This is a genomic window from Pseudomonas sp. 15A4 (assembly GCF_016925575.1).
Lineage (GTDB): Bacteria > Pseudomonadota > Gammaproteobacteria > Pseudomonadales > Pseudomonadaceae > Aquipseudomonas.
The window spans coordinates 5678445-5702273 of the sequence record NZ_CP068986.1 but is presented as its reverse complement, the minus strand read 5'-3'; the positions used below and the strand labels follow the sequence as shown (position 1 = coordinate 5702273).

Genomic DNA, 23829 nt, shown 5'->3' with positions numbered 1-23829 from the left:
ACTGGCAACCACTTCTGCGCAACTCGTCAGCCCCCAAGTGCGGGTTGGCGTCCGACGCAACAAGATCGACCGTTAACCAAACCTCTCCCTCTGTTAGTCTTCTCCCTCTTTTGAAAGACCAAGGGACGCAGCTATGCCGGTGACATCCAATCTCAACCCCGGGTTTATGGTGGTCCATGGGAATCGCCTGGATGAGCTGCGTGGCCTTGTTGTGTCATGGATGCGACGTTATCCCCTGACTCCCCTTGAAAACGAGGTAGCGCTGGTACAAAGCAACGGTATCGCGCAGTGGCTGAAGCTCGCGTTGGCAGAAGATGCACAGGACGATGATCAAGGTGGTTGCGGTATCGCTGCCGCGATCGATGTGCAGCTGCCTGGCAGTTTCATGTGGCAGCTGTATCGAGCGGTGTTGGGCAAGGCAGAGATTCCGGAAACCTCGTTGCTCGACAAAGCTCCCCTGACCTGGCGTTTGATGCGATTGCTCCCCGGCTTGATCAATCAGCCACACTTCGAGCCACTGCAACGATTCCTGACGGCCGACACTGACCTGCGCAAGCGCTACCAGCTCTCCGAGCGACTCGCTGACCTGTTCGACCAATATCAGGTGTACCGCGCCGACTGGTTGGAAGATTGGGCTGCTGGCAAGCATCAACTCAGGACCGGCCGGGGAGAACCAAAGCCGCTGAAAGCAGAGAACTGCTGGCAAGCCGAACTGTGGGGTGCACTGCTCCATGATGTCGGGGCAGAGGGCATGGCCCAGAGCCGGGCTGGGGTGCATCAGCGTTACATCGAACGTATCAACATCCTGACCGAGGCACCGGCGGGTTTGCCGGCGCGAGTGATCGTCTTCGGCATTTCGTCATTGCCCGCTCAGGCATTGGAAGCGCTCGCCGGTCTGGCTCGTTTCAGCCAGGTCCTGCTCTGTGTTCACAACCCTTGCCGCCATCACTGGGCAGACATCGTGGCTGACAAGGATCTCCTGCGTCACGAATACAAACGCCAATCACGAAAACCCGGCATGCCGGTGGTGCTGAACCCTGATGCGCTGCACCAGCACGCTCACCCGTTACTGGCTGCGTGGGGCAAGCAGGGTCGTGACTACATCAATCTCCTCGACAGCCATGATGACCCGAATAGCTATCGTTCGATCTTTCGCGACGGGCGCATCGACCTGTTCAGCGAGAGCGAGCCCAAGACGCTCCTGAATCAACTCCAGGACGATATCCTCGAGCTGCGCCCCTTGAGCGAGACCCGCGAAGTCTGGCCGCCCGTGGATATCAAGACCGACCGCTCCATTCGCTTTCATGTCGCCCACAGCGCCCAGCGCGAAGTGGAGGTGCTCCACGACCAACTGCTCGCGCGCTTCAGCAAGGATCCGGACCTTCGTCCTCGGGACGTCATCGTCATGGTGCCGGACATCGACAGCTACGCCCCCACATTCGCGCAGTCTTCGGCCAACTGGATCGCGACGACCGTCGCTTTATTCCCTTCACCCTCGCCGACCAGGGCCAACGAGGCCGTGATCCGCTGCTGATCGCCGTGGAGCACTTGCTGAAGATTCCAGACAGTCGGTTCCCGGTCAGTGAAATCCTCGATCTATTGGACGTCCCTGCGCTAAGAGCGCGGTTCGGCATTGATGAGCGAGACCTGCCAACCCTGCACCGCTGGATTGAGGGGGCAGGCGTGCGCTGGGGGCTCAATGCTAAGCAGCGTGAGGGGCTGGGGCTGCCGGAACAGCTTGAGCAGAACAGCTGGCACTTTGGTCTGCGTCGCATGTTGCTGGGCTACGCCGTCGGTGCGGGTGCCGCTTACGACGGCATTCAGCCCTATGACGAAATCGGCGGGCTGGATGCGGCCCTGATTGGCCCTCTCGTATCCCTGATCGACGCGCTTCAGGTTGCGCACAATGAACTCTCACAGCCTGCGACGCCGGCGATGTGGGGCGCGCGCCTTCAGGCGATCATGCAGCTGTTCTTCATGGCCGACAGTGAGCACGACGACTACCTGCTCAGTCAGCTGGAAACCCTGCGTGAAACCTGGCTGCAGACCTGCGAGAACGTTGGCCTTGAAGAAGAGTTGCCGTTGACGGTCGTGCGTGAAGCCTGGCTGGCTGGGCTGGACCAAGGGCGGTTGTCCCAACGCTTTCTGGCCGGCTCGGTCAACTTCTGCACGTTGATGCCGATGCGCGCCATTCCATTCAAAATCGTCTGCCTGCTCGGTATGAACGACGGCGATTACCCACGCGCGCAACCGCCGCTGGATTTCGATCTGATGGGCAGCGATTACCGTCCCGGCGACCGTTCCCGGCGCGAGGATGATCGTTATCTGTTGCTGGAAGCGCTGCTGTCCGCCCGTGATCAGCTGTACATCAGCTGGGTGGGGCGCAGTATTCGCGACAACTCCGAGCGGCCGGCTTCGGTGCTCATCGGGCAGCTGCGCGATCATCTGTCCAGCGGTTGGCGGCTGGCCGATGCCATCGAGCCCGAGGACGATAAAAAGCGTGATCCGGGCCAGCAGTTGCTGCACAGACTCACCGTCGAGCATCCGCTGCAGCCTTTCAGCGCCAAGTACTTTCAGGAGAACCCGGAGTTCTTCAGCTTCGCCCGCGAGTGGCAAGTGCTGCACGAAGCCCTCACCGAAGCAGGCGAAATAAAAGCGCTGCAACAGCACCAGCAGGAAGAGCCGCTTAGCCTGATGCAATTGCAGGATTTTCTGCGCAATCCGGTGAAGCACTTCTTCAGTCAGCGCTTGAAGATATTCTTCGAAGTTGCCGAAGCGCCCTTGGCGGACGAGGAGCCTTTCGTGCTCGACGCGCTTGAGCGCTACGGCCTCAGCGACAGCTTGTTGCAAGCGGCGCTCACAGATCCCGGGCACATTCAGGAATCGCTCCACGCACAAGCGACGCGCTTGCAGGGCAGCGGACTGCTGCCGATGGCCGGGTTCGGCACCTTGTTGCAGGATGAACTGATCGAACCGCTGCCCGATCTCGTCGCCCGCTATCACGAATTGCTGGTTCGCTGGCCGGTGCGGCTGCACAGCGCGTTGCCGGTCAGTTATCAGCATCAGGGCGTCGAGCTCGATGGCTGGGTCGATGGGCTTTATCAGAACCCTCAGAATGAGTTACTCGCGATCACCGCTATCCCCAATGCCATTGCCAGCAAGAAGACGCGCAAGTGGCATCGTCTGACCAAGCCGTGGGTGAACCATCTGGTGGCCTGCGCGTGCGATCTGCCGTTGACCACCGCGCTCGTGGCCAGCGACGAAACCCTCCTGCTGCCGCCGCTGGACAAAGACACCGCCACGCGCACCCTCAACGACCTGCTGCTGGCCTGGCACCAAGGCATGCAGCGACCGCTGCCGATCGCGGTCAAGACGGCCTTCGCCTGGCTGGGGCAGAACGACGAAATCAAAGCCGAAGCCGCCGCGCGCAAGGCCTATGAAGGCGATGGCCAGAACAGCAATGGCGAGCGTGCCGAAAGCACCGCCTTGGCGCGTCAGTTCCCGGACTTCGATGCATTGTTGGGCAGCGAAGAGTTCGTGGGTTGGTGCGAGGCGTTATACAAGCCCATTTTTGAAGCGCCCTGGCAGGCACTTTCTCGCCAGGAGGCCGGCGCATGAGTGACGCACAACAACCATTGGCCCTGCGCTTCCCGCTGAAAGGCAGCCAGCTGATTGAAGCCAGCGCCGGCACCGGCAAGACGTTCACCATCTCGGCGCTGTACCTGCGTCTGGTGTTGGGGCATGGCAGCGAGGACTCAGGGTTTGGCCGTGAGCTGTTGCCGCCGCAGATCCTGGTGGTGACATTTACCGACGCGGCGACCAAGGAACTGCGCGACCGTATTCGTACGCGACTGGCCGAAGCCGCGCGGTTCTTCCGTGAAGAAATCGAAGCGCCCGACGCGTTGATCGCCGGTTTGCGTGACGAGTTTGCCATCGAGCAATGGCCCGGCTGCGCCAGTCGTCTCGACATCGCGGCGCAGTGGATGGACGAGGCGGCAGTTTCGACCATTCACAGCTGGTGCCAACGCATGCTGCGCGAGCACGCCTTCGACAGCGGCAGCCTGTTCACCCAGAGCCTGGAAACCGATCACACCGATTTGCTGAGCGAAGTGCTGCGCGATTACTGGCGCAAGTTCTGCTACCCCATGAGCGATGACGCGCTGATCTGGGTGCGCGAGAACTGGAGCGGCCCTGCGGCGTTGTTGCCAAGGGTGCGCGCGTTGTTCGGCAGTGAACGGGCGAGCGTGACGCAAACCCCGACGCAGATCATCGAGCAGTCGATTCAGGAGCGGCGCGAAACCCTCCGCCAGCTCAAGGCGCCATGGGCTAACTGGGCCGCGGAGCTGCATGCGATCTGCATCGACGGCGTCGCGTGCAAAGTGGTCGACGGTCGCAAGATGCAGGAACGTTATTTCAGGCCCTGGTTCGACAAACTGATTGCCTGGGCCAATGACGATGAGCAAGAGCAACTGGACCTCGGCACCGGTTTCACCAGGCTGACGCCCGACGGCATCGCCGAAGCGTGGAAGAACAATCCGCCGTCGCACCCGGCGTTCGAGGCGATGGTCGAGCTCAAGGTGGCGCTGGACACGCTGCCAACGCCCGATGCGGCGGTGCTCGAACACGCTGCGCAATGGGTCGGTGCGCGCTTCGAAGAGGAGAAGCGGCGCCGCGCTGAAATGGGTTTCGACGACATGCTGCTGCGGCTGGACGCTGCATTGCGCGGCAGCGGCGGCGAGCGCCTGGCGACGCTGATCCGCGAGCAGTTTCCGGTCGCGTTGATCGATGAATTCCAAGACACCGACCCGGTGCAGTACCGCATTTTCGACAGCATCTACCGGCTTGAGGCCAACGACGAAAGCACCGGGCTGTTCCTCATTGGCGACCCGAAGCAGGCGATCTACGCCTTTCGCGGCGCGGACATCTACACCTACCTGCGCGCCCGACAGGCCACCACCGGCCGCTTGCACACGCTGGGCACCAACTTCCGTTCCAGCCACGCGATGGTCGATGCGGTTAACCACGTGTTCACGCGCGCGGAGACGAGCGAGGCCGGTCGCGGTGCGTTCCTGTTCCGCACGTCCGAGGACAATCCCGTGCCGTTTCTGGCGGTCGGGTCTCAGGGCCGTAAAGAGACGTTGCAGGTCGACGGGCAAGTGCTTGCGGCGCTCAACGTCTGGCAGCTGGAAACCGATCAGCCGGTGTCGGGCACGGTTTATCGTCAGCAACTGGCGGCGAGTTGCGCCAGTGAGATCGTCCGTTTGCTCAACGCCGGGCAACAAGGGCAAGCGGGCTTTGCCAAAGCTGGAGAGCCGCTAAAAAAGCTGATGCCCGCCGACATCGCGATTCTGGTACGTGACGGCAAGGAAGCGCAGGCGGTGAGAGGCGAGTTGTCGGCGCGTGGTGTGCGCAGTGTGTATCTCTCGGACAAAGACTCGGTGTTCGCGGCGCAAGAGGCCCATGACCTGCTCGCCTGGCTCAAGGCCTGCGCCGAGCCTGACGCCGAGCGAACCCTGCGCGCGGCCTTGGCGTGCATCACCCTTGCGTTGCCGCTGGCCGAACTTGAGCTGCTGAATCAGGACGAACTGGCGTGGGAAAATCGCGTGATGCAGTTCCGCGATTACCGACGCATCTGGCGCACCCAAGGCGTGCTGCCCATGCTGCGTCGGCTGCTGCACGACTTCAAATTGCCCCAGGCGTTGGTTCAGCGAACCGATGGCGAGCGTGTACTGACCAACTTGCTGCACCTCAGCGAACTGATGCAGCAGGCGGCCGCCGAGCTGGACGGCGAGCAGGCGCTGATTCGTCATCTGAGCGAGCATTTGGCGTTGTCCGGTCAGGCGGGAGAAGAGCAGATCCTGCGCCTCGAAAGCGATGAACAACTGGTCAAGGTGGTGACCATCCACAAGTCCAAAGGCCTGGAATACCCGCTGGTGTTTCTGCCCTTCATCTGCTCAACGAAGCCGGTGGATGGCAGCCGTCTGCCGCTGCACTTCCATGACGCCGAAGGCCACGCGCAGATCAGTCTCAAACCCACGCCTGCGCTAATCGAGCAGGCGGACGACGAGCGTCTGGCAGAGGATCTACGTCTGCTGTATGTGGCCCTGACCCGCGCCCAACACGCGTGCTGGCTGGGCGTGGCCGATCTCAAGCGCGGCAGCAACAGTGCTTCGATACTGCACCGCTCGGCACTGGGCTATTTGCTCGGCGGCGGGCAGAAGCTGGCTGATTCGGTAGCGTTGGGCCAGTGGCTGCGTTCGCTGGCAGACGATCATCCCGCCGTTAAGGTTGAGCCTGTGCCGTTACCCACCACAGAGTCCTTCAGCGCGCCGCGCAACGAGGTCGCGTTGAGCAAGCCGCGCGTGCCCCGACGCAGCGCCCGGGAGAACTGGTGGATTGCGTCCTACAGCGCGCTCCGCATTGGCGACACCATCACCGACAGCGGCGATCAGTCGCCGGACAGCCCCCAGGCGCAGAAGCTGTTCGACGATGAGCGTCTCGACCCGGATGCGCCGCGAGAGGTGATGGTCAGCGGCGGCGATATCCACCGATTCCCGCGCGGCCCCAACCCCGGCACCTTTCTGCACGGCTTGCTGGAATGGGCGGGCGAGAAGGGCTTTGCCGAGGCGGCTGCCGATCCGCTGTCGCTGGAGAAAGTCGTCGCCCAACGCTGCAACCGGCGCGACTGGAAAGGCTGGATCAACACGCTGACCGATTGGCTGCAGCATCTGCTGACCCTGCCGCTGCGTTTGGGCACGGATGCGCAGCCCATGGCCTTGTGCGAGCTGGACCAGCCGAACCAGTACCGCGTCGAAATGGAGTTCTGGTTCGCGTGCTCGAAGGTCGATGTGGCGCAGATGGACGCGCTGGTCCGCCGCTACACCCATAACGGCGCGCCTCGGGCGGCGGCAGAAACGGTCTCGCTCAACGGCATGTTCAAGGGCTTCATCGACCTGACGTTCGAGCACGAAGGTCGTTACTTTGTTGCCGATTACAAATCCAACTGGCTCGGCGTCGACGACGATGCCTACACCGAGCAGGCGATGGAACACTCGATTCTGGACAACCGCTACGACCTGCAATACGTGCTCTACCTCCTGGCCTTGCACCGTCAGCTCAAGGCGCGGCTCGCCGATTACGATTACGACCGGCACATGGGCGGCGCGGTGTATCTGTTCGTGCGCGGCAGCCGTGCGGCGAGTCAGGGTGCGTGGTTTACAAGACCGCCCCGCGAACTGATCGAAAGTCTCGATCTGCTGTTTCAGGGCCGAGCGCCGATCACGGAAGACGTGCTGTCAGGAGACCTCGTATGAACCGCACCTTCGCCCACTTGATGCCCACGGCGCTGGACGCCGACAGCCTGGCCGACCTGAAACCCCTCAGCCGCGTGGAGGATTTGCTGCTGTTGCTGCAGTGCTGGGTCGAACGCGGCTGGTTGCGCGCGTTGGACAAGGCCTTCGTGGCGTTCCTGGCTGACCTTGATCCTGCCGCCGATTCGCTTGTGCTGTTGGCGGCCACGCTGACCAGCCACCAGTTGGGCCACGGCCACGTCTGCCTGGACCTCTACGAAACCCTGAAAGAGCCGGACTTCGCCTTGTCGCTGCCGCCGGAGGGGATGTGTTGTCGACGCCTATGTTGCTGCCGTCCTCGCTGCTTAAGTCACTCGACGGCGCAACGTGGTGCAAGGCCCTGGAAGCCAGCGCGCTGGTTGCCCACGCCGGGGATACCAGCGACGCGGCGGCGCAGAGGCCATTGGTTTTATCCGACCGGCGCCTGTATCTGCGCCGTTACTGGACGTACGAGCGACGGATCGATACGGCGTTGCGTCGGCGGCTGGCTCAGGTGGAAACGGGGTTCAGCGATTTGCCCCAGCGGCTGGATGCGCTGTTCGGCCCGGCCAATCACGCACCTGACGCCTTGATCGACTGGCAAAAGTTGGCATGCGCCCTGGCAACCCGAGGCGCGTTCAGCATCATCACCGGCGGCCCCGGCACGGGCAAGACCACCACGGTCGTGCGCTTGCTGGCGCTGCTGCAATCGCCGGCAGTGGAACGCGGCAAACCGTTGCGTATTCGTCTGGCGGCACCGACCGGCAAGGCCGCGGCACGTCTGACCGAGTCGATCAGTCATCAGGTGCAGTCGCTGCAAGTGCCGGAAGACGTCCGGCAGAAGATCCCCAGCGAAGTCACAACGGTTCACCGCTTGCTGGGCAGTCGTCCGGGCACGCGGCATTTCCGGCATCACGCGGGCAACCCGTTGCCGCTGGACGTGCTGGTTGTCGATGAAGCTTCGATGATCGACCTGGAAATGATGGCCAACCTGCTCGACGCGCTGCCGCCCCATGCGCGGATGGTGTTGCTGGGCGACAAGGATCAACTGGCGTCGGTTGAGGCCGGCGCGGTGCTGGGCGATTTGTGCCGCGACGCGGAGGCGGGGATGTACAGCCCGCAGACCCAGGCGTGGCTTGAATCGGTCAGCGGTGAAGATCTGTCCAGAAGCGGTTTGCAGCAGGGCGACGATCAGCATCACGCGTTGGCGCAACAGGTGGTGATGCTGCGCCATTCCCGGCGTTTCGTCGCGGGCAGCGGCATCGGTCAGTTGGCCAAGCTGGTGAATCAGCAGCAGGACCAGGAAGCGCGCGCATTGCTTACGGCTCGTCAGTATCCGGACCTGTTTTCCCTGGTGCTCAAGGGTGAGCAGGACCGTGCGCTGTCGCGACTGCTGCTCGACGGTCACGGCGACGGCCCGCAGGGTTACCGTCATTATCTGGGCGTGATGCACGCGCAGCGGCCGCAAGACCTGACGCAGATCGAAGACCCGCGCAGCGTCGAATGGGCGCGGCAGGTGCTGAACGCGTTTGATGAGTTCCAGCTGCTGTGTGCCGTGCGCAAAGGGCCGTGGGGCGTGGAAGGGCTGAATCGACGGATCACTGAAACGCTGTTCAGCGCCGGTCTGATCGAGAGCGATCATCAGTGGTACGAGGGCCGCCCGGTGCTGATGACGCGCAACGACTACGGGCTGGGTTTGATGAACGGCGACATCGGCATTGCCCTGCGTCTGCCCGAGGGGCCGGTCGAGGAGAACCGTCAGGCGCTGCGCGTCGCATTCCCCCGTAACGACGGCAGCGGCGGCGTGCGTTTCGTGCTGCCGAGCCGGCTCAATGACGTGGAAACGGTGTACGCGATGACGGTGCACAAGTCCCAGGGCTCGGAGTTCGCACACACGGCGTTGATTTTGCCGGAGGCGCTGAACCCGGTACTGACCAAGGAGCTGATCTACACCGGCATCACCCGGGCCAAGCACTGGTTCAGCCTGATCGAGCCGCGTCAGGGCGTGTTTGAAGAAGCCCTGCGGCGCAAGGTCAAGCGCCTGAGCGGGTTGATGTTGGGGCTGTGAGGCTCACGCCTCTTTGAGCGCAGGCGCTGGTTGCGCAACGGCGTGATCCAGCCCCATGAACGTGCGCACGCGCGCGCCGCACTGATCGGAAAGAATCGTCTGCGGCGCGGCGTCGACCTGCACGATGCCGTTTTCCATGAAGATCACCCGGTCGGAAATCGACAGGGCGAAGTCCATCTCGTGGGTCACGATGAGCATCGTCATGCCTTCTTTCGCCAGCTCGGCGATGACCTTCAGCACGTCGCCCACCAGCTCCGGGTCTAGCGCAGAAGTGGGCTCGTCGAACAGCATGATCTGCGGGTCCATCGCCAGCGCTCGGGCAATCGCGACACGCTGTTGCTGACCGCCGGATAACTGGTGGGGGTATTTGTGCGCGTGGGCCAGCAGCCCGACCTTGTCGAGCAGGGCGTAGGCACGGTGTTCGCTGACTTCCCGGTCGCGACCGTGATAACGCGGCGCCAAGGTCACGTTGTCGAGAATGGTGCGATGGGGGAACAGGTTGAAGTTCTGAAACACCATGCCGATGCGCTGCACGCCGCGGCGGATCTGCGGCGCGTTGGGGTTGTCGCCGGCATGAATGTAGCCCTCGCCAAAAGGATGATCTCGCCCTTGTCGATGGTTTCGAGGCTGTTGACCGTGCGAATCAGTGAGGTCTTGCCCGAGCCCGATGGGCCAATGATGGAAATGACCTGACCGGCGCTCACCTCCAGATTGATGCCCTTGAGCACTTCATGCTGCCCGTAGCTTTTGTGGATGTTGACCAGCTTCAGCGCTGGCGCCGACCCCGGTCCTGTTGTCGGCTGGCGTACTACCGCGGGCTGCGCGACCAGGCTGGCGCGCAGGTGAGTCAGGGCGGTGTCGTCGAGGGTCTGCGGCTTGCGATTGCTCAGCTCAAGGTGCTGCTCCAGCCAGTGAAACAGCCAGCCGAATACCGTCACGATCATCACGTAATACACCGCGACGGCCGACAGCGTTTCCATCACCAGAAAGTTTTGCGCGTACAGGCGTTGGCCCACGGTCAGCAGTTCGGTGAGGGAAATCACTGACACCAGCGAGGTCAGTTTCACCACGGTGATGTATTCATTCACCAGCGTTGGCAGGGAGATACGGAACGCCTGCGGGATGACGATCAGACGCTGCATCCCGATCAGGCCGACACCCAGGGCGCGGCCGGCTTCTTTCTGGCCCTTGGCGACGGAGATCAGGCCGCCGCGGTGAATCTCCGCCATGTACGCTGCTTCCGTAACCACCAGCGCGAGAAGGCCGGAATAGAAGGGGTTGGAAAGTACGTCACGGGTGACCGGAAACATCTGCGGCAGGTTGTAGGTAAACACCACCAGCACCAGCAGCGGAACACTGCGGAAGAACCAGATATAAATCGACGCCGGAACGCTGATCCAGCGCGCGGTCGACAGCTTGGCCGAGGCCAGCAGAAAACCCAGCAGCATGCCGATAAACCAGCCCAGGGCGCTGAGCTCGATCACGGTGATGCAGGATTCCCAGAAGTCAGCGACCGAGAACAAAGAAAAAAGTAGGACCATTCGAATTGCATACACACACCTCAGCAGGGCGGCCCGGCGGGATTCCCTTAACAAACGCGATCCCTGTAGGAGTGAGCTTGCTCGCGAGGCATAAGCACAGACACCGCTGAGGTGACTGACCTACCGTGATCGCGAGCAAGCTCACTCCTACAAGGGGTAAAGCATCAAACCGTCAGTTGGCGGGCGCTTCCAGGTTGTATTTCTTCAACAGCGCAGCGTATTCGCCGGATTTTTTGGTCTCGTCGAAGGCCTTGAGCAACGCCTGATACAGCTCGTCATTGCCCTTCTTGACGTAGATGCCAAGCGTCTGCTGATAGATGGAATGCTCGGTGCTGACCACCACGCGGCCCTTGGTGCGTTCGGCGATCATGCCGGCGGCGCCGTCGATTTCCACTTGCGCCTGAACGTTGCCCGACAGCAGCGCCTGGGTGACTTCCGGCGCGGACGGGAATTCGCTGACGGCGACCGGGCCTTTGCCCTTCGGCACGCAGTATTCGGCGGACAGCTTGTTGAACTGGGTGACCCACGTGGTGCCTTTTTCCAGGCCGATTTTCAGCCCGCACAAGTCTTCCGGCACCTTGGGTTTGAGCGGGCTGTCCTTGAGCACCATGATCGCCGCGCCCGTTACGGCGTAGGGGATGGTCTGGGCCTGGGTCTGGCGCTCCGGCGTGATGTACATGCCCGAAATGATCGCGTCGTAGTGACCGGCATTGAGGCTGAGGATCAGGCTGGAGAACTTGGTGTCGACAAACTCCGCTTTGAGGTCCATGTGCTTGGCGAGCAGGCGCGAGAGGTCAGGGTCGGCACCGACGACGTTCTTCTTCTCGTCGTAGGACTCGAAGGGCGGATAGGTGATCTCCATGCCGACCTTGAACTGCCCGGGCGTCACCGTGGTGGCAGCCTGAGCGACGGTTGCCGCAAACAGGGATGTACCGAGCACCGCAGAGGCAAGCACGGTCAAGCGGACAGCAGTGTTCAGAGTGTTGCGCATCGTCGGTGACTCCACGTCAGGAAGGTAGGGTTGGGTGTGCTGGGTTTTTGAGTGATGCAAGGCGCCGTATCGCATCACGATACGTCCTGTGTCTGATTCTTCAGGTGGCCGAAGCTCGACGGCTTGCGGGCCTTTTCGTACAACTTGATTTCGCCTTTCTCGACCTTGCGCCGCAGGTATTGGTAGGTCTGCAACGCCTGACCGAACATGTGCTCGCCGATGGTGATTTCTTCGTAGTCGGCCGTGCCCTTGTCGAACTGCGGAAGGGGCTTGATCTGGGTGTGGAAGTCGCAGGCGAAGAACAGCGGAAACGAATAGCGCTCCTCGCTGACCGTGCGGACCCGATGAGCCGTAGCAACGAACGTACCAGCGGTCATGACCTCCAGCATGTCGCCGATGTTGACCACAAACGCGCCCTCCACCGGGGGCGCGTCGATCCACTGTCCAAGGTCGTTCATGACTTCCAGGCCGGGCTTGTCGGCCAGCAGCATGGTGAAGCACTCGTAATCGGTGTGCGCACCAATTCCGGGCGCGTCTTGGGCCGCGCCGTCGAACGGGTAATGAATCAAACGCAGCTTGGAGGGCGGACGGGTGACCATCGCTTCGAAGTAGCCTTCCTCCAGGCCCAGCGCCAGCGCAAAGCCATCGAACAGGCGGCGGCCCAAGGCAAATACCGCCGCGTAATACGCTTCTACCGCAGGGCGAAAACCGGGCAGGTCCGGCCACTCGTTGGCGCCGATCAGCGGGGTTTTGGCGATCACCAGCGGGTCGTCATCGCCCACTTCGAAACCCATATCGAACGCTTCCTTGTGGTCCGGCTTGCCCTTGGCATACACCTCTTCGCCCTCGGGCACGAAGCCTTTGTGACTGCGCGACGTGCCGATGTAATGCTGCATCTTGTAGTCAAGGGATTGGGCGAACAGGTCCTTGGCGGCCTGACGCAGGCCGTCGATCAACGACGGCGCGATGCCGTGATTCCTGACGTAAAGAAAGCCCACTTCCCGCGCCGCCTTGCCCAGTTGGTCGGCGACGGCCTGGCGCCGGGCGATATCGGGGCTGAACAGGCCGGCGATATCGACCACGGGAATGCTGCTGAAATTGGCGACCTTCGGGGCTGCCGCGTGCGACGGATCTGGCATGACGAAACGCTCCTTATCGGCTTGGTGTGTGGGTGAAGCGCTGGAAGTGTTCGCGTTCGGTCTGGCCCATCCACACGTTCAGCGACCAGAGATCGGCCACCGGCACATTGGTGAAGGGCAGGTGATGCAAATAGCCGTCGGCGCCGAATTCAGGCGTCATCGTGCTGACCTGGCAATCCCGCGCCTGCTGGGATTTCCACACGGCTTCCCAGTGCTGCTGATGGAAAGCCAGCTCGCGGGCGTACTCGGGGGCAGCGGGATGCGGGACTTGCGGACCCTGGTCGTAACCGACCCGAGCCTGAATGTGATTAACGCGCTCGACAAACGCGCTGAGGTCGTCTTCCGGGTCGTCGAGCAAACGCTCGCAGGTGACGATCCAGTGACTGATGTCGCTGGTGAAACGTAGATCGGGCAATTGGCGGATCAGCTCAAGGGTGACCCACGGATTGAATAGCGAGCGTGCGCGGTGGGTTTCGAACGCCACTGCCTGACCATGCTTGCGCGCCACCTCCAGCGCCTGACCGAAGAAGTCCACCTGCTGCGGCAATTGCCAGCGGTCGTTGCCCGCCAGCACGTTGACGAAACGCGGCGCCACTTCGTTTGACCAGGCGAGCTTCTGTTCCAGATCGGTGAGGTGCTCTGCGATGGTTGCTGATTGTTCCGGAAGGACGTCGTAGGCGGTGAACACCGTGGCGATGTAAGGCACGTGATTGGCGCGCAGGAAGGCGCCGAATTCCGCGCGCTCGACAGGCGTCAGTGGCAGGCGTGCTTCCATGCCGTCGAACCCGGCTTCCAGCAACTCGTCCAGCGCCTGGGCCTTGCTGGCGCGGTAGCCCCAGAGCGTGCGGAAGATTTCCAGTTTCATCGAGCGTCCTCAAAGATTGCGTCGTGCGGCTGACGTGTGACCCGAGACAGGGCTCCGCCACGGCACAGGCCAAGACGGGGTACAGCGGCAGTCACATCAGAAAAGGCAATCTTCGGGCCGGGTCTCTAATGGACGGGCTCCTTTATTGGGGGCGATCTTTGATTTGGCTGAGGAACGGGAAGAATAGGAAAGCTCAAATGCATAGTTCAGAGATTTCTGAACTATGTTCGGGAGGGGCGAAGTAGACGCAGACTTCAGGCATGCGACGGTCATGTGGAAGTGACCGGGGTGGCGCTCCACCTTGCTCGCGGATAAGTAGGAACATCCACCGCATCTTCAGCGCCTGAACTGCCGCTTTCGCGAGCAAGCTCACTCCCACGGGACCGAGTGGTGCTCAACGACCCGTCCGGACCAGATCCCCCATTCAATCCACAAACGTCATCCGACCAGTCTTGCCCAACAGAAACGCCTGATTGCACTCGGTGGCGGCGCGGATGTAATCCCACAACAACGTAATCCGCTTGAGCTTCCTCAAGTCCTCGCGGCAATACATCCAGAACTGCCGGGTGATATCCACCTCACTCTCCAGCACCGGTAGCAATCGTGAATCCTGTGCCGCCAGAAAACACGGCAGGATCGCCAGCGCTCGTCCCTGCAGCGCGGCGACGTATTGGGCGATGACGCTGGTGCTGCGCAGGGTGGCGTGGGCGCCGGGGAGCAGGTTGCTGAGGTAGAGCAATTCCGAACTGAAGGCCAGGTCGTCGACGTAGCTGATGAACGGATGGTCGGCGAGGTCTTCGGTCCTGAAAATCGGCGCGTGGGTGTCGATATAATCCTGGGTGGCGTAGAGCCTGAGGCTGTAGTCGCACAGTTTGCAGCACACGTAAGGCCCGTGCTCCGGACGTTCCAGCGCGATGACGATATCAGCCTCGCGCTTGGACAGGCTGATGAAGTGCGGCAGCGGCAGGATGTCGACAGAGATGGCCGGGTACGTGTCGGTGAAGTGACTGAGTTGCGGGGTGATGAAGAAGCTGCCGAAGCCTTCGGTACAGCCCATGCGCACATGCCCCGACAACGCGACGCCGGAGCCGGAAACCTGCTCGCAGGCCAGATGCAGCGTGCTTTCGATGGACTCGGCCGCGCCCAGTAATCGCTGGCCTTCAGCGGTGAGGATGAAGCCATTGTTGCGGGACTTTTCAAACAGCAACGTGCCCAGTGACGTCTCCAGCGAGCCGATCCGTCGCGACACCGTGGTGTAGTCCACTGCGAGACGTTTGGCCGCGGAACTGGCCTTGCGCGTGCGCGCCACTTCGAGAAAAACTTCAGGTCATCCCAGTTCAGTGCGCTCAGGGACGTGATGTTTTTTTGCATGTTGAACCTGCTTTTATGTGCGTTCTTATTAGAAGTTTGCACATCTATACTCCGAAGCGCGGCCGGATCCAACCTGCCCGTCAACGCCTGTTGCAGCTGCTGAAACCAACGAGGTAACGGCCCGGTAAATCGCCTCATCCCACATGCCATAACACCCTGCACAACAATAAATAAGCGGAGGAGTTTATGAAGAACGCTATTACGGCGGACGCTGGCGCACTCGATGCCAGCCCCGTGAAAAATGCCCGATCCTACCGGCTTGCCGGCGCGGCGAGCATGGCCGGCACAACCATCGAGTGGTACGACTTTTTCCTCTACGGCACGGCTGCCGCACTGATCTTCAACAAGATTTTCTTCCCTGCACTGGACCCGATCATCGGTGTGCTGGCGGCGTTCGCCACCTACGCCGTGGGCTTTCTCGGCCGGCCACTGGGCGGCATCGTGTTCGGCCATTTCGGCGACAAGATCGGGCGCAAGTCCATGCTCCTGTTCACGCTGATGCTGATGGGTATTCCGACCATTATCATCGGCCTGATCCCGACCTACGAGCAGATCGGCTATTGGGCCGCAGTGTTGCTCGTCGCGATGCGTTTCTTGCAGGGCATGGCGGTCGGCGGCGAGTGGGGCGGGGCGGTGCTGATGGCCGTCGAACATGCGCCCGAAGGCCGCAAGGGTTTCTACGGCAGCCTGCCGCAAACCGGCGTTGGCGCAGGGCTGGTGCTGGCGTCGCTGGCCATGGGCATGGTCGCCAAATTGCCAGAGGCCGACATGTTGAGTTGGGGTTGGCGCATTCCGTTTCTGGCCAGCGTCGTGCTGCTGGGCGTGGGCTGGTTGATTCGCCTGAAAGTCCCGGAGTCGCCCGATTTCGAGAAGATCAAGAAGGACAACATCGCCGTCAAAGTGCCGCTGTTCAAAGTGTTCCGCGAACACCCGAAAGAAACCCTGACCATCATCGGCGCGCGCACGGCCGAGAATGCCTGGTTTTACATGTCGGTGACCTTCGCACTGGCGTACGCCGCCAACCAGTTGCTCATCCCCCGCGCCGACGTGCTGAGCGCGATCACTGCCGGCGCTGCGCTGTCCCTGGTGACCATGCCGCTGTGTGGGCACCTGTCCGACAAGGTCGGTCAGAAACGTCTTTATTTCGCCGGGCTTCTACTGCTCTGCGCCTTCGTTTATCCGTTCTTCGCCATGCTTGGCACCCGCGAACCGCAGATGGTGTGGTGGGCGATGGTGCTGGCGGTGGGCGTGGTCTTCCCGATCCTGTACGCGCCGGAGTCCCTCTTATTTGCCCGGCAGTTCCCGGCGGAAATTCGCTACAGCGGCATCTCCGTCTCGGTGCAGTTAGCGGGCGTCCTGGGCGGCGGATTTGCGCCAATGATCGCCACGCAGTTGCTGGCCATGGGCGGCGGCAGTCCGCACTACGTGATCGTTTACCTGATCGGCATGGCGTTAGTGGCATTGGTCTGTACCGCGCTGATGAAGCGTGATCCGCCCCGCCATCGCGCTGCCTGAAATCGACTTTTTTCAGCGCGCCCACGCTGGCGCGCTGCCTTGAATGGAGCAATGGCAATGAACGTGTCACTGAACAAAAACAACACCACCGTGGCCCGCGTGAAGCTGCTTATCGGCGGCGAATGGGTTGAGTCGCAAACCACCGAGTGGCTCGACGTGGTCAACCCCGCCACCCAGGAAGTGCTGGCCCACGTGCCGTTCGCCACGGCCGCTGAGGTCGATGCCGCTGTCGCCGCTGCGCAGAAGGCATTCACCACCTGGCGGCACACGCCGATTGGCGCCCGCATGCGCATCATGCTCAAGTTGCAGGCGCTGATTCGCGAACATTCCAAGCGCATCGCCGTCGTGCTCAGCGCCGAACAGGGCAAGACCATTGCGGATGCCGAGGGCGATATCTTCCGCGGTCTGGAAGTGGTCGAGCACGCGTGCTCCATTGGCACGCTGCAGATGGGCGAGTTCGCTGAAAACGTAGCCGGTGGCGTCGACACCTACACGCTGCGTCAACCCATCGGCGTCTGCGCGGGGATCACGCCTTTCAACTTCCCGGCGATGATCCCGCTGTGGATGTTCCCGATGGCCATCGCCTGCGGCAACACCTTCGTGCTCAAGCCGTCCGAGCAGGACCCGATGTCGACCATGCTGCTGGTGGAACTGGCGGTTGAGGCGGGTGTGCCGGCGGGCGTGCTCAATGTCGTGCACGGCGGCAAAGAGGTGGTCGACGGGATCTGCACCCACAAGGACATCAAGGCGGTTTCCTTCGTTGGCTCGACGGCAGTGGGCACTCACGTTTACGAGCTGGCGGGCAAACACGGCAAGCGCGTGCAGTCGATGATGGGCGCGAAGAACCATGCCGTCGTGCTGCCTGATGCCAATCGCGAGCAGACCCTCAACGCGCTGGTCGGCGCCGGTTTCGGTGCGGCAGGTCAGCGCTGCATGGCGACGTCGGCGGTGGTGATGGTCGGCGCGGCGAAACAGTGGATTCCCGAGCTGAAGGCGCTGGCGCAGAAGCTCAAGGTGAATGCGGGAAGCGAGCCGGGCACCGATGTCGGGCCGGTGATTTCCAGGCGCGCGAAACAGCGGATTCTTGATCTGATCGAGAGCGGCGTTCAGGAAGGCGCCACGCTTGAACTGGACGGGCGCGACATCACGGTGGCGGGCTACGAGGACGGCAACTTCGTCGGGCCGACGCTGTTCACCGGCGTGACCACCGAGATGCAAATCTACACTCAGGAAATCTTCGGGCCAGTGCTTGTGGTGCTGGAAGTCGACACGCTGGATCAGGCCATCGCGCTGGTCAACGCCAACCCGTTTGGCAACGGCGTCGGGCTGTTCACCCAGAGCGGTGCGGCGGCGCGCAAATTCCAGAGTGAAATCGATGTGGGTCAGGTCGGCATCAATATCCCGATTCCCGTGCCGGTGCCGTTCTTCAGCTTCACCGGTTCGCGTGGTTCGAAGCTGGGGGATCTGGGGCCGTACGGCAAACAGGTGGTGCAGTTCTACACTCAGACCAAGACCGTCACCAGCCGCTGGTTCGATGACGACAGCGTGAATGACGGGGTGAACACGACGATCAATTTGCGTTGAGTGCGACGCGCTTTAAGTGAGCCTTCGCCTGCTCGCGATCGCGTTGCGTCATTCAGCGTTGTGCCATCTGAACGATCGCTTCGCGAGCAAGCTCGCTCCCACAAGGGGCCTGCGTCACCTGTGGAACTGGAACTGAACAAGGAGAGCAACCATGAAAATCGCATTCATCGGCCTGGGCAATATGGGGGCGCCGATGGCGCGGAACCTGATCCGTGCCGGGCATCAGCTGCATTTGTTCGACGTTAACCAACAGGTCTTGGCCGAACTGGCCGAATTGGGCAGCCGCATCAGTGAGTCGCCCAAACATGCTGCTCAGGGCGCCGACCTGGTCATCACCATGCTCCCGGCGGCCGCTCACGTCCGCGCGGTTTATCTGAATGACGACGGCGTGTTGGCTGGCATCAGCGCAGGGGTGCCGGCGGTGGACTGCAGCACCATCGATCCGCAAACCATCCGCGATGTGGCTGCGGTAGCGGCGAAACAGGGTGTAGTCGTTGGCGATGCGCCAGTTTCTGGCGGCACGGGCGGGGCGCAGGCCGGAACGCTGACGTTCATGGTCGGCGCGAGCCTTGAGCACTTCACGGTGCTCAAGCCGATCCTGGCGCAGATGGGCCGCAACATCGTCCATTGCGGCGATGTCGGCACCGGTCAGATCGCGAAGATCTGCAACAACATGCTGTTGGGCATTTCCATGATCGGCGTGGCAGAAGCCATGGCGCTGGGCAATAGCCTGGGCATCGACACCGGGGTGCTGGCGACCATCATCAACAGCTCGACCGGGCGCTGTTGGAGCTCGGAAATGTACAACCCGTGGCCCGGCGTCGTGGAAACCGCCCCGGCGTCGCGGGGCTACACCGGAGGGTTCGGTGCGGAGCTGATGCTCAAGGACCTGGGCCTGGCAACCGAGGCTGCCAAAGCCGCGCGCCAACCGGTGCTCATGGGCGCGCTGGCACAGCAGCTGTATCAGGCGATGAGCCTGCGGGGTGATGGCGGCAAGGATTTCTCGGCGGTGGTTGAGGGGTACATCAAGAAGGAAAAATGATGGTGCATGGCCCGGCCTCTTCCCGGCTAAAGCCGGTCCCACAATAGGCACGCGATCAGTCAGTGGGACCGGCTGCGCGCAATTAACCCCGCGGGCCGCTGTAATCCTTGGCCCACTGCTCTTGCGCCACCAGGTGCTGTTTAAACCGCGCGATCTGTTCGGCCACTCGCACCGGCGACGTTCCGCCCCAGCCGCTGCGCGCTGCCAGTGCGGCTTCCAGCGTCAGGCTCTCCAACACCTGTGGCGTCAGGCGCGGGTCGGTGTGGGCGAGCATCTTTGGCGTCAGCTCCGGCAGCCCGATGTCCTGCGCCTCACACAGCTGAACCAGTTGCCCGGTGATCTCGTGGGCTTCCTTGAACGGCACGCCGCGAACGGCCAGCCAGTCCGCAATCTCCGTCGCCAAGGTAAAACCCAATGGCGCCTGACGCAGCAATTCGTCCTTGCGCACCGTCATCGTCCGGACCATACCGGCGAAAGCGGGCAGCACCAGATTCAGCGTGTCCAGCGCGTCGAAGATCGCGTGTTTGTCTTCGCTCAAGTCGCGGTTGTACGACAGCGGCTGCGCCTTGAGCACCGACAGAATCGCTGTCAGCGAGCCGATCAAACGGCCGGATTTGCCCCGCGCCAATTCGGCGATGTCCGGGTTCTTCTTCTGCGGCATGATCGAGCTGCCCGTGGCGTAGGCATCGTCCAGCTCGACCCAGCGAAACTGCCGCGACGTCCAGATGCAGAACTCCTCGGCCATGCGAGAAATATTGATCCCCAGCATGCTCGCGCAGAACAGAAACTCGGCCACGTGATCGCGGCTGGCGACGGCGTCGATGGAGTTCTCACACGGGCCGGCGTAGCCCATTTCCGCCGCCGAACGTTGAGGGTCGCGGGCGATGGCGGACCCGGCCATGGCGGCGGCGCCGAGGGGCGATAGATTGAAGCGCTGATCCCAATCTTGCAGGCGCTGGATGTCACGATGAATCGCCTGGGCATGGGCCATCAAATGGTGCCCGAAGACAATCGGCTGAGCCTGTTGCAAGTGGGTGAAACCCGGCGCGATGGTCTCGATATGCGCTTCGGCCTGGCCGACCAACGCCTGCTGCAAATCCAGAATCGACAGGGTCAGCACGCGAATGCGGTCACGCAAAAACAGCCGCATGTCGTTGGCCGTCTGATCGTTGCGTGAGCGCCCGGCGCGAAGCTTGCCGCCCAGTGCGCCGAGGCGTTCGGTGAGCAGGCGCTCGATGAACGTGTGCACGTCCTCGTCGGCGGGAATCGGCTGAATCGTGCCGGCGGCGAAGTCCTCGTCGATCGATTCCAGCGCGTCGATGATGCGGCGAGTTTCATCGGCGTCCAGCAAACCGGCGCGCTCCAGTTCATGGGCGTGGGCCTTGGACCCCGCGACGTCATAGGGCGTCATGCGGAAATAGACGGCGGGCGAGCGTGACAGGTTGGCCATCGCTTCAGCCGGCGCTGACTTGAAGCGCGCGCCCCATAGACGCTCAGTGGCATCGGACATATGCATTCTCCCTTAAACACGTGATGGCTGGCGAACCAGGCGTCGGCGACGTCAGGGGATCCTAGGAAAAACCCGCTGCCGTTGAAACGTCACAAATGGCAAGTCGGGTTGGCAAAAATGGAAAGCTGCCCGCATTGGCCTGCTGATCAGCCGCGTGGTGCTGAGCATTTTTTCCATTACCCCAGGCGCCGGAATGTGGTGAAGTGGCGCCGATTGCAACGTTCGTTGTTGCCCATCGTCGACCTTTCGCAGGATGCGCCCATGACTGATTTTCTATCGCTGTATCAGCACCTTGGCTGGACGTTGTCAGTGCTGGTGCTGCTGACGTTTCTGCTGGCGGGGACGGTCAAGGGCGTGATCGGCATGGGGCTGCCGACGGTTGCGATGGGCCTGCTGGGGGTGATGATGCTGCCCAGCCAGGCGGCGGCGTTGCTGCTGATCCCCTCGACACTCACCAACCTTTGGCAGCTGGCAATCGGCGGGCATTTGCGCGGATTGTGCGTGCGGTTGTGGCCGTTGCTGCTGACGATCGTCATCGGCACGCTGCTCGGCTCATACGCGTTGGGCCTCGGCAACGGGCACGGCATGGCGAGGGCGCTGGGCGGCGCGCTGTTCGTCTACGCGTTATGCGGCTTGTTTCTGCCGACGCTCAAAGTGCCGTCCGCTGCGGAGGGCTGGCTCGGGCCCTTGTGCGGCTTCATCACCGGCCTGGTCACCTCGGCCACCGGCGTCTTCGTGATTCCAGCGGTGCCTTACATTCAGGGCCTGGGGCTGGATCGCAATGAACTGGTGCAGGCGCTGGGACTGTCGTTCACCGTCTCGACCCTGGCACTGGGCGTTGGTCTGTTCTGGAATGGCGCGGTGGGCAGCGCCGAAATGGGCGCCTCGTTGCTGGCGCTGGTTCCCGCGTTGCTGGGCATGATGTTCGGGCAGTGGCTGCGTCAACGTATCAGCGCGCTGGTGTTCAAGCGGATGTTCTTTATCGGCATGGCGCTGCTGGGTACGCACCTGATGATTGCTGGCTGAAAACTCGCTCCGGCTAAGACTTTCATCTACGTGCGCGACAACTTGAATTCATGAATCAGCGTTTCATTCGTGATTGGCACGCAAAGGTATTTTGCCCGCTCCCGGCTTATTCCCGCCTGATGCAACCGATATTCTGCCGTCCATTCCAATTGAAGACCCTCAATCCAGTGCCGCTGAACCGCGGGCTGCATTGACGGCGGACGAGGCTTGATATGAAAAAAGTACTGTTTCTCAATGGCGGCAAACAATTCGCGCATTCCGATGGCCGCTACAACACCACCCTGCATGAAGCCGGCATGGCGTTTCTGGACCGCGCCGGGTTTGATGTGCAGCAGACCTTCATCGACGGTGGCTATGACGTGGCCGAGGAAGTGCAGAAGTTTCTCTGGGCCGACGTGATCATCTGGCAGATGCCGGGCTGGTGGATGGGCGCGCCGTGGACGGTGAAAAAGTACATCGACGAAGTGTTCACCGAAGGTCACGGCAGCCTGTACACCAACGACGGTCGCACCCGTTCCGATGCGTCCCGGCGGTATGGCAGCGGCGGTTTGCTGCACGGCAAGCAATACATGATTTCGGCCACCTGGAACGCGCCGCAGCAAGCGTTCGACGACCCCGCAGACTTCTTCGAAGCCAAGGGCGTGGATGCCGTGTACTTCCCGTTCCATAAGGCCAACCAGTTCCTGGGCATGACCGGCCTGCCGACCTTCCTGGCAGTGGACGTGATGAAGATGCCGAATGTCGACACAGACGTGAAGCGGTATGAGGCGCACTTAGCGTCGGTGTTCGGAATCTGAGAGGGAGGAGCGAGCTACAAGCTTCAAGCGGCAAGCTTCAAGCTCACGGCTCACGGCTCACGGCTCACTTGCAGCTTGCAGCTTGCAGCTTATAGCTTATAGCTTGCTCCGAAGAGCGCTAATATCCGGTCTCTTGTGAGCGGGAGACAACAGTGAAAGCCAGGTCGGATGAGTTGCAGGTGTTTGTCACGGTGATCGAGAGCGGTTCGATTTCCGCCGCTGCCGAGCAGGTCGGGCAGACGCCGTCGGCGATCAGCCGCACGCTGTCGCGACTGGAAGGCAAGCTGGGCACGACGTTGATCAACCGCACCACGCGGCGCATGGACCTGACCGAGGAGGGCAAGTATTTCCTCGAGCGGGCCAGGCAGATTCTGGATCAGATGGAAGAGCTGGAAGAGCGCATGTCGGTGCGCCAGCAGACACCCTCCGGCCGCTTGCGGATCAACGCGGCGTCGCCCTTCATGCTGCATTCCATTGTTCCGTACGTCGCGGAGTTTCGCGCGCGGTACCCGGACATCCAGCTGGAGCTGAACAGCAATGATCTGATCATTGATCTGCTGGAACAGAGCACCGATGTAGCAATCCGCATTGGCGTGCTGGCCGATTCCACGCTGCACGCAAGGCCACTCGGCAGCAGCCCGCTGAACATCCTCGCCAGCCCGGAATACCTCGAAAAACACGGCACGCCGAAAACCGTGGAGGCGCTGAGCGGGCATTCGCTGCTCGGCTTCACCCAGACCGAAACCCTCAACCACTGGCCGTTGCGCCACGCCGATGGGGATCGGTTGTTCATTCAGCCGACGGTCTCCGCTTCCAGTGGCGAGACGTTGCGCCAGTTAGCGTTGGCGGGTGAGGGCATCGTCTGCCTGTCACACTTCATGACCCACGAGGACATCCGCCAGGGCCGCCTCAACGTCATCCTGCCGCAAGCCAACAGTGGCTATCGCCAGCCGATCCACGCGGTCTACTACCGCAACTCGCAACTGGCGTTGCGGATTCAGTGCTTTCTGGATTTCATTCAGGAGAAGCTGGCGGTGTACGCCGCCTGACGC

At 62.0% G+C, this 23829-nt stretch carries 11 protein-coding genes and 4 pseudogenes; 9 read left to right on the top strand and 6 right to left on the bottom strand.

Features of this window, described 5'->3' with window-relative positions; all coding sequences use genetic code 11:
- Positions 1-133 precede the first annotated feature (133 nt).
- The 3 genes and pseudogenes from recC (at position 134) to recD (ending at position 9396) form a co-directional block, all read left to right on the top strand.
- Positions 134-3618: pseudogene (recC, locus tag JN403_RS25195) on the top strand (exodeoxyribonuclease V subunit gamma).
- Positions 3615-7313, top strand: a complete 3699-nt coding sequence (recB, locus tag JN403_RS25190) for an exodeoxyribonuclease V subunit beta (protein ID WP_205484738.1) — start codon at positions 3615-3617, stop codon at positions 7311-7313. The pseudogene recC and the gene recB overlap by 4 nt, the downstream one beginning before the upstream one ends.
- Positions 7310-9396, top strand: a pseudogene (gene recD, locus JN403_RS25185) (exodeoxyribonuclease V subunit alpha). The gene recB and the pseudogene recD overlap by 4 nt, the downstream one beginning before the upstream one ends.
- A 3-nt stretch (positions 9397-9399) precedes the next feature.
- Here recD and JN403_RS25180 read toward each other — a convergent pair.
- The 5 genes and pseudogenes from JN403_RS25180 to JN403_RS25160 all read right to left on the bottom strand — a co-directional run bounded on the left by JN403_RS25180 (position 9400) and on the right by JN403_RS25160 (position 15303).
- Positions 9400-10948: pseudogene (locus JN403_RS25180) on the bottom strand (amino acid ABC transporter permease/ATP-binding protein).
- A gap of 161 nt (positions 10949-11109) precedes the next feature.
- On the bottom strand, positions 11110-11928 hold the full coding sequence (locus JN403_RS25175; RefSeq protein WP_205484737.1) for an ABC transporter substrate-binding protein: 819 nt from the start codon (positions 11926-11928) through the stop codon (positions 11110-11112).
- Between the two features lie 74 nt (positions 11929-12002).
- Positions 12003-13067, bottom strand: coding sequence for an isopenicillin N synthase family oxygenase (locus tag JN403_RS25170; RefSeq protein WP_205484736.1), 1065 nt, complete (start codon positions 13065-13067; stop codon positions 12003-12005).
- A 13-nt stretch (positions 13068-13080) separates the two neighbouring features.
- The gene (locus JN403_RS25165) at positions 13081-13932 is read right to left on the bottom strand and encodes a TIM barrel protein (RefSeq protein WP_205484735.1); all 852 of its coding nucleotides are present in this window, start codon (positions 13930-13932) and stop codon (positions 13081-13083) included.
- A gap of 424 nt (positions 13933-14356) precedes the next feature.
- A pseudogene (locus JN403_RS25160) lies at positions 14357-15303 on the bottom strand (LysR family transcriptional regulator).
- Between the two features lie 186 nt (positions 15304-15489).
- Between JN403_RS25160 and JN403_RS25155 the strand changes: the two are divergent.
- From JN403_RS25155 to mmsB, 3 genes are all read left to right on the top strand, one after another.
- Positions 15490-16818: an MFS transporter gene (locus tag JN403_RS25155; RefSeq protein ID WP_205484734.1), complete on the top strand. Its 1329-nt coding sequence runs from the start codon at positions 15490-15492 to the stop codon at positions 16816-16818.
- Positions 16819-16875: 57 nt separating this feature from the next.
- A complete protein-coding gene (locus tag JN403_RS25150; protein ID WP_205484733.1) occupies positions 16876-18402 on the top strand; it encodes a CoA-acylating methylmalonate-semialdehyde dehydrogenase in 1527 nt (508 codons plus the stop codon).
- A 151-nt stretch (positions 18403-18553) separates the two neighbouring features.
- A complete protein-coding gene (mmsB, locus tag JN403_RS25145; RefSeq protein ID WP_205484732.1) occupies positions 18554-19444 on the top strand; it encodes a 3-hydroxyisobutyrate dehydrogenase in 891 nt (296 codons plus the stop codon).
- Between the two features lie 82 nt (positions 19445-19526).
- Here the strand turns inward: mmsB and argH are convergent, their stop codons facing one another.
- Entirely contained in the window at positions 19527-20954 is a 1428-nt protein-coding gene (gene argH, locus JN403_RS25140; protein WP_205484731.1) for an argininosuccinate lyase, read from the bottom strand.
- Positions 20955-21215: 261 nt separating this feature from the next.
- On the opposite strand from argH, the gene JN403_RS25135 reads away from it, so the two are divergent.
- The 3 genes from JN403_RS25135 (at position 21216) to JN403_RS25125 (ending at position 23826) form a co-directional block, all read left to right on the top strand.
- A complete protein-coding gene (locus tag JN403_RS25135; RefSeq protein WP_205484730.1) occupies positions 21216-21980 on the top strand; it encodes a sulfite exporter TauE/SafE family protein in 765 nt (254 codons plus the stop codon).
- 212 nt (positions 21981-22192) lie between these two features.
- Positions 22193-22777: an NAD(P)H-dependent oxidoreductase gene (locus JN403_RS25130; protein WP_205484729.1), complete on the top strand. Its 585-nt coding sequence runs from the start codon at positions 22193-22195 to the stop codon at positions 22775-22777.
- 152 nt (positions 22778-22929) lie between these two features.
- Positions 22930-23826 (top strand): LysR family transcriptional regulator, encoded by an 897-nt coding sequence (locus JN403_RS25125; protein WP_205484728.1) that lies wholly within the window; start codon positions 22930-22932, stop codon positions 23824-23826.
- The last annotated feature ends 3 nt before the right edge of the window (positions 23827-23829 follow it).

Bases quoted from the DNA above. Each gene is read 5' to 3' on its own strand.
- recB (WP_205484738.1), top strand. From the start codon at position 3,615: ATGAGTGACGCACAACAACCATTGGCCCTGCGCTTCCCGCTGAAAGGC.
- JN403_RS25175 (WP_205484737.1), bottom strand. From the start codon at position 11,928: ATGCGCAACACTCTGAACACTGCTGTCCGCTTGACCGTGCTTGCCTCT.
- JN403_RS25170 (WP_205484736.1), bottom strand. From the start codon at position 13,067: ATGCCAGATCCGTCGCACGCGGCAGCCCCGAAGGTCGCCAATTTCAGC.
- JN403_RS25165 (WP_205484735.1), bottom strand. From the start codon at position 13,932: ATGAAACTGGAAATCTTCCGCACGCTCTGGGGCTACCGCGCCAGCAAG.
- JN403_RS25155 (WP_205484734.1), top strand. From the start codon at position 15,490: ATGAAGAACGCTATTACGGCGGACGCTGGCGCACTCGATGCCAGCCCC.
- JN403_RS25150 (WP_205484733.1), top strand. From the start codon at position 16,876: ATGAACGTGTCACTGAACAAAAACAACACCACCGTGGCCCGCGTGAAG.
- mmsB (WP_205484732.1), top strand. From the start codon at position 18,554: ATGAAAATCGCATTCATCGGCCTGGGCAATATGGGGGCGCCGATGGCG.
- argH (WP_205484731.1), bottom strand. From the start codon at position 20,954: ATGTCCGATGCCACTGAGCGTCTATGGGGCGCGCGCTTCAAGTCAGCG.
- JN403_RS25135 (WP_205484730.1), top strand. From the start codon at position 21,216: ATGACTGATTTTCTATCGCTGTATCAGCACCTTGGCTGGACGTTGTCA.
- JN403_RS25130 (WP_205484729.1), top strand. From the start codon at position 22,193: ATGAAAAAAGTACTGTTTCTCAATGGCGGCAAACAATTCGCGCATTCC.